The sequence below is a fragment of the Pantoea sp. B_9 genome, assembly GCF_008632015.1.
In the GTDB taxonomy this organism is placed as follows: Bacteria; Pseudomonadota; Gammaproteobacteria; order Enterobacterales; family Enterobacteriaceae; genus Pantoea; species Pantoea dispersa.
Map to the genome: position 1 here is coordinate 86,261 of NZ_VWVL01000001.1, position 13,950 is coordinate 100,210.

Genomic DNA, 13,950 nt, shown 5'->3' on the forward strand with positions numbered 1-13,950 from the left:
CCTGTTAAAGATCGGAGAATATGTAAGATGGCAGGACATAGTAAATGGGCGAATACAAAGCACCGCAAAGCGGCTCAGGACGCCAAGCGAGGTAAAATCTTCACCAAAATCATTCGCGAGCTGGTGACAGCGGCCAAGCTGGGCGGTGGCGATGCCGGCTCCAACCCGCGTCTGCGCGCAGCGATGGACAAAGCCCTGTCCAACAACATGACGCGTGACACCATGAACCGTGCTATCGCGCGCGGCGTCGGCGGTGAAGATGACAGCAACATGGAAACCATCATCTATGAAGGTTACGGTCCGGGTGGCTCTGCAGTCATGGTGGAGTGTCTGAGTGATAACCGTAACCGTACCGTGGGCGAAGTGCGTCACGCCTTCAGTAAAACCGGCGGTAACCTCGGCACCGACGGTTCGGTATCTTACCTGTTCAGCAAGAAAGGCGTGATCTCCTTCGCGCCAGGCCAGGACGAAGATGCCGTGATGGAAGCGGCGCTGGAAGCCGGTGCAGAAGATGTCGTGAGCTATGACGATGGCGCGATTGACGTCTTTACCGCGTGGGAAGAGCTGGGCAGCGTGCGCGATGCACTGGAAGCCACCGGTCTGAAAGCCGACAGTGCTGAAGTGTCGATGATTCCATCAACCAAAGCGGAACTGGATGCCGAGACGGCACCTAAACTGCTGCGTCTGATCGACATGCTGGAAGATTGTGATGATGTGCAGGAAGTTTACCATAACGGTGAAATTTCTGATGAGGTAGCGGAAACGCTGTAATGGCGTTACGCAAATCCCTGCAATACGGAGACGCGCTATGGCGATAATACTCGGGATTGACCCCGGCTCGCGCGTCACCGGCTACGGTGTCATCCGCCAGACCGGCCGCCAGCTCAGCTATCTGGGCAGCGGCTGTATCCGCACTAACGTCACCGATCTGCCTTCCCGCCTCAAACTGATTTACGCTGGCGTCAGCGAAATCATCACCCAGTTCGCGCCGGATTACTTCGCCATTGAGCAGGTGTTTATGGCGAAGAACGCGGATTCGGCGCTCAAGCTGGGGCAGGCGCGTGGCGCGGCAATTGTCGCAGCAGTCAACCTTGATCTGCCGGTGTTTGAGTATGCGGCCCGTCAGGTGAAGCAGACGGTAACCGGCATCGGCAGCGCGGAAAAAAGCCAGGTGCAGCACATGGTGCGCACGCTGCTCAAACTGCCGGCCAATCCGCAGGCGGATGCCGCCGATGCGCTGGCCATCGCCATCACCCATTGCCACGTCAGCCAGAATGCGGCGCGCATGAGCGACAGCAAACTGGTGCTGACGCGCGGACGTTTGCGATCCGGTTAGCAAAAGCGTGGCCATTCAATAGGCTGGATATGCATCCAGCCTTTTTTATGATATACATAGCCGACATTTTACCTCCAGCAGACGCGCGGTTTAGCGCGCTGTGGCAGGAGGCCGATGATTCAGACGCTTACACATACACTAAGGAATTGCTCAGGTGATTGGTCGTTTACGAGGCATTATTCTGGAAAAACAGCCGCCGCTGGTGCTGATTGAGGCGCACGGTGTGGGTTACGAAGTGCACCTGCCAATGACCTGCTTTTACGAGCTGCCGGACATCAACCAGGAAGCGATTATCTTCACCCAGTTTGTGGTTCGGGAAGATGCGCAGCTGCTGTTCGGGTTTAACAGTAAGCAGGAGCGGGCGCTGTTCCGGGAGCTGATCAAAGTCAACGGCGTCGGGCCCAAACTGGCGCTGGCGATTCTTTCCGGCATGTCAGCGCAGCAGTTTGTCACGGCGGTGGAGCGCGAAGAGATCGCCTCGCTGGTGAAGCTGCCGGGCGTGGGCAAGAAAACCGCTGAGCGTCTGGTGGTTGAGATGAAAGATCGCTTCAAAGGCATGCACGGCGACCTGTTTGGCGGCGACTCGGCGTTTACCCTGACCACGCCGTCGGCACAGCAGGATAACAACGACGCCGAGGCTGAAGCAGTTGCGGCGCTGGTAGCGCTGGGTTATAAACCGCAGGAAGCCAGCCGTATGGTCAGCAAGGTTGGCAAACCAGATGCGGATTGTGAAACCCTGATTCGCGAAGCCCTGCGCGCTGCTATTTGAGGTAATGCATGATTGAAGCCGACCGCCTGGTCTCGGGCAGTTCTTTCACTGAAGAAGAGAGCCTCGACCGCGCTATTCGCCCCAAACTGCTGACGGAATATGTCGGGCAGCCGCAGGTGCGCGAGCAGATGGAGATTTTCATCCAGGCCGCCAAACTGCGCGGCGATGCGCTGGACCACCTGCTGATCTTTGGTCCGCCCGGGCTGGGCAAAACCACGCTGGCCAACATCGTGGCTAATGAGATGGGCGTCAATCTGCGCACCACCTCCGGTCCGGTGCTGGAAAAGGCCGGTGACCTGGCGGCGATGCTCACCAACCTTGAACCGCACGACGTCCTGTTTATCGATGAAATTCATCGCCTGTCGCCGGTAGTGGAAGAGGTGCTGTATCCGGCGATGGAAGATTATCAGCTGGATATCATGATCGGTGACGGGCCTGCAGCGCGCTCGATCAAACTGGATTTGCCGCCGTTCACCCTGATTGGCGCTACCACCCGCGCAGGCTCGCTCACCTCACCGCTGCGCGATCGCTTTGGGATTGTGCAGCGCCTGGAGTTCTACAATGTGCCGGATCTGCAGCACATTGTCGGACGCAGTGCCGCCTGCCTGGGCCTGACGCTGAGCGAAGAGGGCGCGCTGGAAGTGGCGCGTCGCGCACGCGGTACACCGCGTATCGCCAACCGCCTGCTGCGCCGTGTACGTGACTTCGCCGAAGTGCGCGCCAGCGGCAACATGAGCGGCGAAGTGGCCGCCAGCGCGCTGGATATGCTCAATGTGGACAATCAGGGCTTCGACTATATGGACCGCAAGCTGCTGCTGGCGATCATCGACAAGTTCATGGGCGGTCCGGTGGGGCTGGATAATCTGGCGGCGGCGATTGGTGAGGAGCGTGAAACCATCGAGGACGTTATCGAACCCTTCCTGATCCAGCAGGGCTTTATTCAGCGCACGCCGCGCGGCCGGATGGCCACGCAGCACGCCTATAAGCATTTCGGCATCAGCCGCGAAGAGTAACCGGCGTCACGCCGCCGGTTTTTTTGCCATGCTGATAATGAACAGTACCGCAGCACACAGCACCACCGACGGACCGGCCGGAGTGTCGTAGCTGGCAGAAAAGGTCAGGCCACCGGTGACGGCAATGATGCCGATGAGCACCGCAAAGCCGGCCATCTGTTCTGGCGAACGCGAGAAGCGTCGCGCCGTGGCGGCCGGGATGATCAGCAGTGAAGTAATGATCAGCGCGCCAACAAATTTCATCGCCACACCAATGGTCAGCGCGGTTACCAGCATCAGCATCAGGCGGGTACGCTGAATGTTTACGCCGTCCACCTGCGCCAGCTCCGGACTGATGGTCATCGACAGTAGCGAACGCCATTGCCACGCCATCACCACCAGCACGATTGCCACGCCGCCCGCCATCAGCGACAAATCATCCGGGGTGATCGCCAGCAAATCGCCAAACAGATAGGCCATCAAATCAACGCGCACGCCCTGCATCAAACTGACCACCACCAGACCCAGCGACAGCGCGCTGTGCGCCATAATCCCTAACAGCGTGTCGATCGCCAGATGCGGGCGTCGCTCCAGCCACACCAGCCCGAGCGCCAGACAGATGGTGACCAGAATCACCGCATAATAGGGGTTCACATTCAGCAACAGACCAAACGCCACGCCGAGCAATGACGCGTGGGCGAGGGTATCGCCAAAATAGGACATGCGGCGCCAGACGACAAAAGAGCCGAGCGGACCGGCCGCCAGGGCCAGCAATACGCCGCCCAGCCAGCCGGGTAATAACAGTTCAATCATGACGGGCCGTTTCCTTTGCGCAGAACAATGCGTCCCTGTAAATCGTGACGGTGATTATGGTGATGGCGATAAATCGCCAGCTGCTGTGCGCCGCGCGGACCAAACATGGCGATAAATTCCGGATGCTGCGAGACGGCTTCCGGCGTGCCGGAACAGCAGATGTGATGGTTGAGGCACAGCACTTCGTCGGTCTTTGCCATCACCAGATGCAGGTCGTGCGACACCATCAGCACGCCGCAGTTGAGCTCGCGTCGCAGTTGATCGATCAAGTCGTAGAGCGCCACCTGGCCGTTCACATCCACGCCCTGCGTCGGTTCGTCCAGTACCAGCAGCTGCGGCTGGTTGAGCAGGGCGCGCGCCAGTAGCACGCGCTGCGTTTCGCCACCAGACAGTTTTTGCAGCGGTGACTGCAGCAGATGGCCGGCCTGCACCCGCTTCAGCGCCGGCAAAATATCATCACGGCGACTGCCGCGCGTCAGACGCATAAAGCGCTCAACGCTGATCGGCAGCGTCGGATCGATGTGCAGCTTTTGCGGCACATAGCCAATACGCAGCCACGGCGCGCGGCGGACGCTGCCGCTGTCTGGCGTGAGCAGGCCGAGTACCGTGCGCACCAGCGTGGACTTGCCGGCTCCGTTGGGACCCAGCAGGGTGAGAATTTTGCCCGGCTGCAGCGACAGGCTGATGCCTGCCAGCACCGCGCGCTGGCCAAACTTCACCGAAATGTTTTCGAGTGTAACAAGTGACGACATGATATTTACGGGTTGCATTGAATTTCGAATGTTATAATATCACATTCCATCACCTGGTCACGATGGAATGACGCATTATGTTACACAATAAAAAGCGCCTGGCTTTTACCCTTTCTGCGGCGGCGATCGGCCTCGCTACTACGTTTTCCGCGCAGTCTGCGGTGGTGGCTTCAATCAAGCCTCTCGGATTTATCGCAGCCGCCATTGCCGATGGCATTACGCCGGTTGAAGTATTGCTGCCGGACGGTGCCTCAGAGCACGATTATGCCTTACGGCCATCCGATGTAAAACGTATTAAAAACGCTGACTTAGTAGTATGGACCGGTCCGGAGATGGAAGCCTTTCTGACGAAGTCCGCCGGGGAGTTACCGGCCAGTAAAAACCTTGAAATTGCCGCCTTGCCTGGCGTAAAACCGCTATTGATTAGCGGTGGTGAAGATGAGGACGAACATGAGCACGGTCACGATCACGACCATGACTCAGACAATTCTGAGAACCAGGACCCGTCTCATACTCATCATCACCACGGCGAGTTTAATATGCACCTGTGGATGTCGCCGGAGATTGCGAAACAATCTGCTGTTGCAATCCACGGAAAATTATTGGAACTTATACCGCAAAGCAAAGCCAAACTTGACGCCAACCTGCAGCAGTTTGAGGCACAATTGGCGGACACAGACAAACGGATTGGCGCACAACTCGCGCCGGTACGGAACAAGGGTTATTTCGTTTTTCACGACGCTTACAGCTACTTTGAGAAACATTACGGTTTATCACCATTAGGTCATTTTACCGTCAATCCTGAGATCCAGCCGGGCGCCCAGCGTTTACATCAAATACGAACACAGTTGGTTGAGCAGAAAGCAGTCTGCGTTTTTGCTGAACCACAATTCAGGCCGGCGGTCATCGATGCCGTGTCTCGCGGAACCAGCGTGCGTAAAGGCACCCTCGACCCGTTAGGCATGGGAATCAGCTTAACCAAAGACAGCTACGTGAAATTCCTCTCACAGCTGTCAAGCCAGTATGCGAGCTGCCTGAATGGAGCATAGAGGAATAGGTAAAAGTGCAGCAGATAGCCCGCTCTGTCGCCCTCGCATTTAATAATTTGCCGCGCCCCCACCGCGTTATGCTGGGGTCACTCACCGTTGTTACACTGGCCGTCGCTGTCTGGCGGCCTTACGTCTATCATCCCCGCGATGTTGCGCCCATCGTGAAAGACATCACGCTGGACAAAAACGAGCTGCGCACGCTGCTGCCGGAAGCCAGTGAACCGATCGATCAAACCACGGCGGAACCGGAAGACGAGATCCCGTCGGATGACATCGATAAAGACGTGCCGGTCAATCCCGATCAGCATGATTACACCGTATCCTCAGGCGATACGCTGAGCAGCGCGCTTAATCAGTACGGTATCGATCTCGGTGACATCAACGCGCTGGTCAGCAGCGACAAGAGTTTGCGTAATCTGCGCGTGGGGCAGCAGCTGAGCTGGACGCTGGATGCCGATGGCGCGCTGCAGGACTTCACCTGGGAGATCGATCGGCGTGAAACCCGCACCTATGCGCGTCAGCCGAACGGCAGCTTTAAGATGCAGCAGGAGATGCAGAAGGGTGAATGGCAGAACAGCGTTCTGAAAGGCGAAGTGCGCGGCAGTTTCGCCGCCAGCGCCCAGCGCGCCGGCCTGACCAGCGCCGAAACCAGCAGCGTGATTAAAGCGATGCAGTGGCAGATGGATTTCCGCAAACTGCGCGCCGGCGATGACTTTAGCGTACTGATGTCGCGCGAGATGCTGGACGGCAAGAGTGCGCAGAGCCAGCTGCTCGGCGTGCGGCTGCGCACCGGCGGTAAAGATTATTACGCGTTCCGCGCGGAAGACGGCAAGTTCTACGACCGCAACGGCTCCGGTCTTGCGCGGGGCTTCATGCGCTTCCCGACGGTCAAGCAGTACCGTGTCTCGTCAAACTTCAATCCGCGCCGTCTCAATCCGGTGACCGGACGCATCGCGCCGCACAAAGGCGTCGATTTTGCGCTGCCGATTGGTACGCCTGTGCTGGCCGTCGGCGATGGCGAAGTGGTGATCGCGAAAAACGGCGGAGCCGCCGGTAACTACGTCGCGATCCGTCACGGTCGTCAGTACATGACCCGCTACATGCATCTCAGCAAAGCGCTGGTGAAACCGGGACAGAAAGTGAAACGCGGCGATCGCATCGCGCTTTCCGGTAACACCGGTCGCTCCACCGGACCGCATCTGCATTATGAAGTGTGGATCAACAACCAGGCGGTCAACCCGCTGACGGCGAAATTGCCGCGCATGGAAGGGCTGACCGGTAAAGATCGCAGCACCTATCTGGCGCAGGTGAAGAGTTATCTGCCACAGCTGACGCTGAAATAACGTTAATTTCCGGGCAAACGCGCAAAAACCGACGGATTCTTCGTCGGTTTTTTGCTATCTGGCCTGTGAAGATTGCAAAATTACCTGCCGTCACTATTATTGAGCCGTCATTGTCAGAGGCGAGTGCATGGAAACCCGAAAAAAAAATAACAGTGAGTTTATTCCCGTTTTTCAACGTTCTTTTTTAAAGCCGAAATACTGGGGCAGCTGGCTGGCGATTGGTGCGCTGGCCGGTATGGCGATGCTGCCGGCCAGGGTGCGCGATCCGGTGCTGGGCGGGCTGGGTAAGTTTGCCGGCAAGCTGGCGAAAAGTGCGCGCCGCCGTGCGCTGATCAATCTCTATTATTGCCTGCCGGAGCTCAGCGAAGCGCAGCGCGAAGAGATTGCTGATCGTATGTTTGCCACCGCGCCGCAGGCGATGGTGATGATGGCCGAGCTGGGGATGCGTAATCCTGAACGCGTGCGCCAGCGCGTTGAGTGGCACGGCCGCGAGATCATCACGGCGCTGCAGGAGAATCATGAGAACGTGATTTTCCTCGTGCCGCACGGCTGGGGCGTGGATATTCCGGCGATGCTGCTGGCCTCGGAAGGTCAGATGATGGCGGCGATGTTCCACAATCAAAGCGATCCGCTGATGGATTATATCTGGAACACCGTGCGTCGCCGTTTCGGCGGCCGCATGCACGCGCGCAACGACGGCATCAAACCGTTTATCGCCTCGGTGCGTCAGGGCTATTACGGCTACTATCTGCCGGACCAGGACCACGGTGCTGAGCACAGCGAGTTTGTCGATTTCTTTGCTACCTATAAAGCGACATTGCCGGCGGTCGGGCGTCTAATGAAAGTATGCCGCGCGCGCGTCGTGCCGCTGTTCCCGGTGTATAACAGCGCGACGCACAAGCTGGAGATTTATGTGCGCCCGCCGATGGACGATTTGCTCGATGCCGATGACACCACGCTGGCGCGGCGCATGAACGAAGAGGTGGAAATCTTCGTGCGCCCGCATCCGGAGCAGTACACATGGATTCTCAAACTGCTGAAGACGCGTAAAGAAGGGGATATTGAGCCTTACGCGCGGAAGGATTTGTACCCGCGTAAATAGCTAACGCGTGCTGAACCGTGCCGCCCGGCACGGTTCGTCATCACTCATTCGACGCTTGTCAGGCGACTGCGCCGCTTACGCTCGCGCAGGAACAGCGTCACCAGGCCAAACCACAACACGCCGGCGACGAAGTTGATTGCGCTGAACCACGGCGTACCGCCGCTGAAATAACCGCTTTTTGCCACTTCAATCCCTGCCGCCAGCGTCAGAATGCTGATCATCCCCAGCATGGCGGCGATGCTGCCTTTACCTTCGCTGCTGGAATAGAGCGTCAGCCGGTACAGCCCGGCGTTGACCATCCCGGCACCAAACGCATACAGGCTAAGGCCGGCGGTGAGCAGCAGGTAACTGTGGCTGTTGAGCAGGTTCGCCACCAGCGCGATGCTCAGGCCGAGCAGAATCGGCCAGGCGGCAAATTTAACCGGTTGCTCGATGGCCACGCGTCCCGCCAGTTTGCCCAGCGTCAGGTTACCGGCAATCATCGCCAGAAACACCGGTAATTGCAGCAATGCATACTGCAGGCGGGATAAGCCCTCTTCATGCATCAGAATCACCGGCGACAATGCCACCCAGGTAAGAATCGGGATGAACACCAGGCCGATAGCGAAGGAGCCGTACATCACCTGCTTATCGCGCGCCAGCCGTCCGTAGCCGCGCGCCAGGTTCGGTAACGCAATGGAGTGGCTGCGATCGCCGGCGGTTTCCGGCATGATGCGCCACAGCACCACAAACGCCAGCAAGCTGCAAACCGCAAACAGCCAGAACATGCTGCGCCATTCGCCCACCGTGAGCCAGGCGGCACCGGCCAGCGGACCCGCCAGCGGTGCCAGCAGCGCCACGTTAGCCATCAGCGCCATCATGCGTACAGCTAACGCCTCGTCAAACGCCTCCTGTACTGCGGCATAGCTTACTGCGCCAATGAAGCACAGGCTGATACCCTGAATAAAACGCAGCGTAACGAACTGCTCGATGTTGCTCACCCAGGTGGTGAGAACACAGGCGGCGGCAAAGAACAGAATGCCGAACAGCAATACCGGACGCCGGCCATATTTATCCGACAGCGGACCGAGCAGCCACTGCAGCACCACGCCGCCCATCAGATAGGCAGTGAGTGAGGTGGATACCCATTCCGGGCCGACGTTAAACTCGGCGGTGACCAGCAGCATGCCGGGCTGAATCATGTCATGGGCGATGTAGGTCGCGAACTCAAACAACACCAGCGCGAGCGGAAACAGCAGCACGCGCCCGGTGAGTTGACTGATGGGTTGATAGCGGGCCATCTGGCCTCCTTGTCAGTGAAAAATAAAACGCGACTGCCAGGCAGTCGCGTTTGTCCATGTTGTTACAGCCGCTGTCAGGAGGTGCGTAAAACTCAGTCTACGCGCAGGACACGGCTGGTGTTGGTGGTGCCGGTGGTCGCCATCACGTCGCCCTGGGTGACAATCACCAGATCGCCGGAGACGAGGAACCCTTTGTCGCGCAGCAGATTAACCGCATCGTGCGCGGCGGCGACACCATCGTTGTTGCTGTCAAAGAACACCGGCGTCACGCCACGGTACAGCGCGGTCAGGTTCAGGGTACGTTCATGACGTGACATTGCGAAGATCGGCAGACCGGAAGTGATGCGCGACGTCATCAGTGCGGTACGGCCAGATTCGGTCATGGTAATGATGGCCGACACGCCCTGCAAATGGTTAGCGGCGTACATCGCCGACATGGCAATCGCTTCTTCGATGTTGTCGAACTGCACGTCCAGGCGGTGTTTGGATACGTTCACGCTTGGAATTTTTTCCGCGCCGAGACACACTTTCGCCATCGCCGACACGGTTTCCGCCGGATACTGACCGGCCGCCGTTTCCGCCGACAGCATCACCGCATCGGTGCCGTCCAGCACGGCGTTTGCCACATCCATCACTTCCGCGCGGGTCGGCATCGGATTGGTGATCATCGACTCCATCATCTGGGTAGCAGTAATGATGGTGCGGTTCAGCTGACGCGCACGACGAATCAATGCTTTCTGAATGCCCACCAGCTCCGGATCGCCAATTTCCACGCCGAGATCGCCACGGGCCACCATCACCACGTCGGAGGCGAGGATGATGTCGTCCATCGCTTCCTGCGTTGCCACCGCTTCAGCACGCTCCACTTTCGCCACCAGTTTAGCGTCGCAGCCGGCATCGCGTGCCAGACGACGCGCGTAGTTCATGTCTTCGCCGTTACGCGGGAACGAGACCGCCAGATAGTCGACGCCAATTTTCGCCGCGGTAATGATATCCAGCTTATCTTTTTCGGTTAGCGCTTCAGCCGACAGGCCGCCGCCGAGCTTGTTGATGCCTTTATTGTTGGAGAGCGGGCCGCCGACGGTCACTTCGGTGAAGACTTTCACCCCCTGAACTTCCAGCACCTTCAGCTGCACACGACCGTCATCCAGCAGCAGGATATCGCCCGGCACCACATCTTCCGGCAGGCCTTTATAGTCGATACCGACTTTCTCTTTGTCGCCTTCGCCTTTGCTCAGGTTGGCATCCAGCAGGAAGCGGTCACCGACATTGAGGAAAACTTTGCCTTCTTTGAAGGTTGATACGCGAATTTTAGGGCCTTGCAGATCGCCAAGAATGGCGACGTGGCGACCGAGTTTGGCCGCAATCTGCCGCACTTTATCGGCGCGCAGTTGATGATCTTCCGGGGTGCCGTGGGAGAAATTGAGTCGCACAACGTTAGCGCCCGCCGCGATGATTTTTTCGAGGTTGTTGTCGCGATCGGTGGCTGGGCCGAGGGTTGTAACGATCTTGGTTCTTCTGAGACGTCTGGACATGAAGGACTCCGTTGACAAAGTATCGTGTCGATCACAAGTGACACGCAATGGTCACTCATTCTATATGATCGAGGGGCTGTGATTCGACTCACATTGTGAATGTGATGTTAATTATTTTGCTGTGCACGTGATTCCGGTGCCGGCTTTTCGAGGCGCGACGCTTTCAGCGCCTCTTTTACCCGCTTCAGATTCTCGCGGAAAGCGGTACCGCGCTCCAGGGTAAAACCGGTTGCCAGTACGTCAACCACGGTGAGCTGCGCCAGGCGGGAAACCATCGGCAGATAGATGTCGGTATCTTCCGGTACATCCAGCGTCAGCGCCAGCGTGGCTTCATCTGCCAGCGGCGATCCGGGCGAGGTGATAGCCAGCACGGTGGAAGCGTTTACACGCGCCAGGCGAGCCAGTTCTATCATATTTTTGGTGCGGCCAGTATGCGATATCAGAACAAACACGTCATTTGGTCCACTATTTATGCAACTCATGCGCTGGATCACAATATCATCAGACCAGATGACGGGCAGATTAAAACGCAGAAATTTATTGGTGGCATCATGCGCCACCACCGCCGAGGCGCCAAGACCAAAGAAGGCCACTTTATGCGCCTGCGACAATGCCTGCACCGCCTGAGCCACCACTTGCATATCCAGCTGCTGACGCACGCGGCTGAGTCCCGCCAGCGCGGAATCAAAAATCTTGTGGCTGTAGCGTTCTACGCTGTCATTTTCTTCGACATCGCGACTGACCCAGCTCGGTCCTTTGGCCAGACTCTGTGCCAGCTGCAGCTTGAAATCGGGAAAGCCGCGCGTGCCCATGCGGTGACAGAAGCGGTTCACCGTCGGTTCGCTGACCTGCGCCGCCTGTGCCAGCGTGGCAATGCTCGAGTGCATCGCCTGCTGCGGCGCGGCCAGAATCTGTTCTGCCACTTTGCGTTCTGATTTGCTCAGCGCGGCCAGCTGCGCCTGTATTTGATCCAGCATGTTGTTAACCCGATGACCATCAATCACTTTTTTGCGTTCACCCGTGCGTGAAATCGCTGCCAATTATGCGGAATATACCGTGTAATAGCCTGACGTACGCAGCGGCGGACAAATGTAACCGCGCTTTTTTTGTCATACTTTGATCGCTGCCGGGTTTTCGCCCGACAAACATCGAAACAGAAAAAGGCGCGTTAGCGCACTTCGCAACACGTTAAATGCGACCCGGCGGTGCAGGATTATCACCTGTAACCGACCGCAGCCGGGTTGTCCTGGCGCGGTGAAAAAAGTACATTGTGCTGTAAGAAAATTACAATAAGGACCCGGCAGGATGAGGACGCTCAGGCCGGGTATATCCTGCAACGAGGAGAGGAAAATGGCGGTAACACAAACAGCCCAGGCATGCGATCTGGTGATTTTCGGTGCCAAAGGCGATCTTGCACGCCGGAAACTGTTGCCTTCACTGTATCAGCTGGAGAAAGCCGGTCAGATTCACGATACCACACGCATTATTGGCGTGGGTCGCGCGGAGTGGGACAAAGAGGCCTACACCAAAGTGGTGCGTGAAGCGCTGGAAACCTTCATGAAGGAGAAGATTGACGAAGCGCTGTGGGGCAAACTCAGCGGCCGTCTCGACTTCTGCAACCTCGACGTTAACGACACCTCGCACTTCTCGAAACTGGGCAAGATGCTGGATCAGAAAAACCGCGTCACCATCAACTACTTTGCCATGCCGCCGAGCACCTTTGGCGCCATCTGTGAAGGCCTGGGCGCCGCTAAACTCAACGCCAAACCGGCGCGCGTGGTGATGGAGAAGCCGCTCGGCACCTCGCTGGAGACCTCGCAGGAGATCAACGACAGCGTCGGTAAATTCTTCGATGAAAGCCAGGTGTTCCGTATCGACCATTACCTTGGTAAAGAGACGGTGCTCAACCTGCTGGCGCTGCGTTTTGCCAACTCGATTTTCGTCAATAACTGGGACAACCGCACCATCGACCACGTGCAGATCACCGTGGCGGAAGAGGTGGGTATCGAAGGCCGCTGGGGTTACTTCGATAAAGCCGGCCAGATGCGTGACATGATCCAGAACCACCTGCTGCAGATCCTGACCATGATCGCCATGTCGCCGCCGTCCGATCTCAGTGCTGACGCGATTCGTGATGAGAAGGTGAAAGTGCTGCGCTCGCTGCGTCGCATCGACCAGACCAACGTGCGCGAGAAAACCGTACGCGGTCAGTACACTGCCGGTTTTGTGCAGGGCAAAAAAGTGCCGGGCTACCTGGAAGAAGAGGGAGCTAACAAGCAGAGCAGCACCGAAACCTTCGTCGCCATCCGCGTGGATATCGATAACTGGCGCTGGGCGGGCGTGCCTTTCTACCTGCGCACCGGTAAGCGTCTGCCGACCAAGTGCTCAGAAGTGGTGGTGTACTTCAAAAACCCGGAAATGAACCTGTTTAAGGACTCTTACGCCGAGCTGCCGCAGAACAAGCTGACAATTCGTCTGCAGCCGGACGAGGGCGTGGATATTGAGATCCTCAACAAGGTGCCGGGTCTCGATCACAAGCACAAGCTGCAGACCACCAAGCTGGATCTGAGCTACTCCGAAACCTTCAATCAGTCGCATCTGGCAGATGCCTACGAGCGTCTGCTGCTGGAAACCATGCGCGGCATTCAGGCACTGTTTGTGCGCCGCGATGAAGTTGAAGCGGCGTGGACCTATGTCGATTCGATTATTGAAGCGTGGAATGCGGATGGCGACGCCTCCAAACCGTATCAGGCCGGCACCTGGGGCCCGGTCGCCTCGGTGGCGATGATCACCCGCGACGGCCGTTCGTGGAACGAGTTTGAATAACCGCTCCTGCATCGCTGACTGAGAAGTTTATATTTACGCCCCTGCGCTGTTCGCCAGGGGCGTTTTGTTTTCAGTCAGCAGGGTTTATCCTGGTCGCCATGAATGGCGACTCTGCAGACGGATGCGGAATGATGCGCACCAGGCAATCATTCA

At 57.7% G+C, this 13,950-nt stretch carries 13 protein-coding genes; 8 read left to right on the top strand and 5 right to left on the bottom strand.

Translation table 11 applies throughout. From position 1 onward, the window contains the following. Positions 1 to 27 precede the first annotated feature (27 nt). From F3I21_RS00395 to ruvB, 4 genes are all read left to right on the top strand, one after another. A complete protein-coding gene (locus F3I21_RS00395; protein ID WP_021509967.1) occupies positions 28 to 771 on the top strand; it encodes a YebC/PmpR family DNA-binding transcriptional regulator in 744 nt (247 codons plus the stop codon). A gap of 37 nt (positions 772 to 808) precedes the next feature. Beyond that, positions 809 to 1,336, top strand: a complete 528-nt coding sequence (ruvC, locus tag F3I21_RS00400) for a crossover junction endodeoxyribonuclease RuvC (protein ID WP_021509968.1) — start codon at positions 809 to 811, stop codon at positions 1,334 to 1,336. A 154-nt stretch (positions 1,337 to 1,490) separates the two neighbouring features. Beyond that, on the top strand, positions 1,491 to 2,105 hold the full coding sequence (gene ruvA / locus F3I21_RS00405; RefSeq protein WP_021509969.1) for a Holliday junction branch migration protein RuvA: 615 nt from the start codon (positions 1,491 to 1,493) through the stop codon (positions 2,103 to 2,105). 8 nt (positions 2,106 to 2,113) lie between these two features. Continuing rightward, a complete protein-coding gene (gene ruvB / locus F3I21_RS00410; RefSeq protein WP_021509970.1) occupies positions 2,114 to 3,118 on the top strand; it encodes a Holliday junction branch migration DNA helicase RuvB in 1,005 nt (334 codons plus the stop codon). Positions 3,119 to 3,124: 6 nt separating this feature from the next. Here ruvB and znuB read toward each other — a convergent pair whose 3' ends face one another. Both znuB and znuC read right to left on the bottom strand, forming a co-directional pair. Continuing rightward, positions 3,125 to 3,910 carry a zinc ABC transporter permease subunit ZnuB gene (gene znuB / locus F3I21_RS00415; protein ID WP_104093220.1) on the bottom strand — a complete coding sequence of 262 codons (786 nt, stop codon included), beginning with the start codon at positions 3,908 to 3,910 and terminating at the stop codon, positions 3,125 to 3,127. Continuing rightward, positions 3,907 to 4,662: a zinc ABC transporter ATP-binding protein ZnuC gene (znuC, locus tag F3I21_RS00420; protein WP_150057881.1), complete on the bottom strand. Its 756-nt coding sequence runs from the start codon at positions 4,660 to 4,662 to the stop codon at positions 3,907 to 3,909. The genes znuB and znuC overlap by 4 nt, the downstream gene beginning before the upstream one ends. Before the next feature lie 77 nt (positions 4,663 to 4,739). On the opposite strand from znuC, the gene znuA reads away from it, so the two are divergent. The 3 genes from znuA to lpxM all read left to right on the top strand — a co-directional run bounded on the left by znuA (position 4,740) and on the right by lpxM (position 8,156). After that, positions 4,740 to 5,711, top strand: coding sequence for a zinc ABC transporter substrate-binding protein ZnuA (znuA, locus tag F3I21_RS00425; RefSeq protein WP_150057883.1), 972 nt, complete (start codon positions 4,740 to 4,742; stop codon positions 5,709 to 5,711). Between the two features lie 14 nt (positions 5,712 to 5,725). Further along, on the top strand, positions 5,726 to 7,054 hold the full coding sequence (mepM, locus tag F3I21_RS00430) for a murein DD-endopeptidase MepM (RefSeq protein ID WP_031280193.1): 1,329 nt from the start codon (positions 5,726 to 5,728) through the stop codon (positions 7,052 to 7,054). A gap of 127 nt (positions 7,055 to 7,181) precedes the next feature. Continuing rightward, positions 7,182 to 8,156 carry a lauroyl-Kdo(2)-lipid IV(A) myristoyltransferase gene (gene lpxM, locus F3I21_RS00435; protein ID WP_058757512.1) on the top strand — a complete coding sequence of 325 codons (975 nt, stop codon included), beginning with the start codon at positions 7,182 to 7,184 and terminating at the stop codon, positions 8,154 to 8,156. A gap of 44 nt (positions 8,157 to 8,200) precedes the next feature. Here the strand turns inward: lpxM and F3I21_RS00440 are convergent, their stop codons facing one another. The 3 genes from F3I21_RS00440 to F3I21_RS00450 form a co-directional block, all read right to left on the bottom strand. Next, positions 8,201 to 9,436, bottom strand: coding sequence for an MFS transporter (locus F3I21_RS00440; RefSeq protein ID WP_058757513.1), 1,236 nt, complete (start codon positions 9,434 to 9,436; stop codon positions 8,201 to 8,203). Positions 9,437 to 9,528: 92 nt separating this feature from the next. After that, on the bottom strand, positions 9,529 to 10,971 hold the full coding sequence (pyk, locus tag F3I21_RS00445) for a pyruvate kinase (protein ID WP_021509977.1): 1,443 nt from the start codon (positions 10,969 to 10,971) through the stop codon (positions 9,529 to 9,531). A 107-nt stretch (positions 10,972 to 11,078) separates the two neighbouring features. Beyond that, the gene (locus tag F3I21_RS00450; protein ID WP_150057885.1) at positions 11,079 to 11,948 is read right to left on the bottom strand and encodes a MurR/RpiR family transcriptional regulator; all 870 of its coding nucleotides are present in this window, start codon (positions 11,946 to 11,948) and stop codon (positions 11,079 to 11,081) included. Between the two features lie 373 nt (positions 11,949 to 12,321). On the opposite strand from F3I21_RS00450, the gene zwf reads away from it, so the two are divergent. After that, positions 12,322 to 13,797, top strand: coding sequence for a glucose-6-phosphate dehydrogenase (gene zwf / locus F3I21_RS00455; RefSeq protein WP_150057887.1), 1,476 nt, complete (start codon positions 12,322 to 12,324; stop codon positions 13,795 to 13,797). The last annotated feature ends 153 nt before the right edge of the window (positions 13,798 to 13,950 follow it).

Excerpts from the sequence above, each read along its gene's own strand:
- lpxM (WP_058757512.1), top strand. The coding sequence starts at position 7,182 with ATGGAAACCCGAAAAAAAAATAACAGTGAGTTTATTCCCGTTTTTCAA.
- znuA (WP_150057883.1), top strand. The coding sequence starts at position 4,740 with ATGTTACACAATAAAAAGCGCCTGGCTTTTACCCTTTCTGCGGCGGCG.
- ruvC (WP_021509968.1), top strand. The coding sequence starts at position 809 with ATGGCGATAATACTCGGGATTGACCCCGGCTCGCGCGTCACCGGCTAC.
- F3I21_RS00440 (WP_058757513.1), bottom strand. The coding sequence starts at position 9,436 with ATGGCCCGCTATCAACCCATCAGTCAACTCACCGGGCGCGTGCTGCTG.
- F3I21_RS00395 (WP_021509967.1), top strand. The coding sequence starts at position 28 with ATGGCAGGACATAGTAAATGGGCGAATACAAAGCACCGCAAAGCGGCT.
- zwf (WP_150057887.1), top strand. The coding sequence starts at position 12,322 with ATGGCGGTAACACAAACAGCCCAGGCATGCGATCTGGTGATTTTCGGT.
- ruvB (WP_021509970.1), top strand. The coding sequence starts at position 2,114 with ATGATTGAAGCCGACCGCCTGGTCTCGGGCAGTTCTTTCACTGAAGAA.
- F3I21_RS00450 (WP_150057885.1), bottom strand. The coding sequence starts at position 11,948 with ATGCTGGATCAAATACAGGCGCAGCTGGCCGCGCTGAGCAAATCAGAA.
- znuB (WP_104093220.1), bottom strand. The coding sequence starts at position 3,910 with ATGATTGAACTGTTATTACCCGGCTGGCTGGGCGGCGTATTGCTGGCC.
- pyk (WP_021509977.1), bottom strand. The coding sequence starts at position 10,971 with ATGTCCAGACGTCTCAGAAGAACCAAGATCGTTACAACCCTCGGCCCA.
- znuC (WP_150057881.1), bottom strand. The coding sequence starts at position 4,662 with ATGTCGTCACTTGTTACACTCGAAAACATTTCGGTGAAGTTTGGCCAG.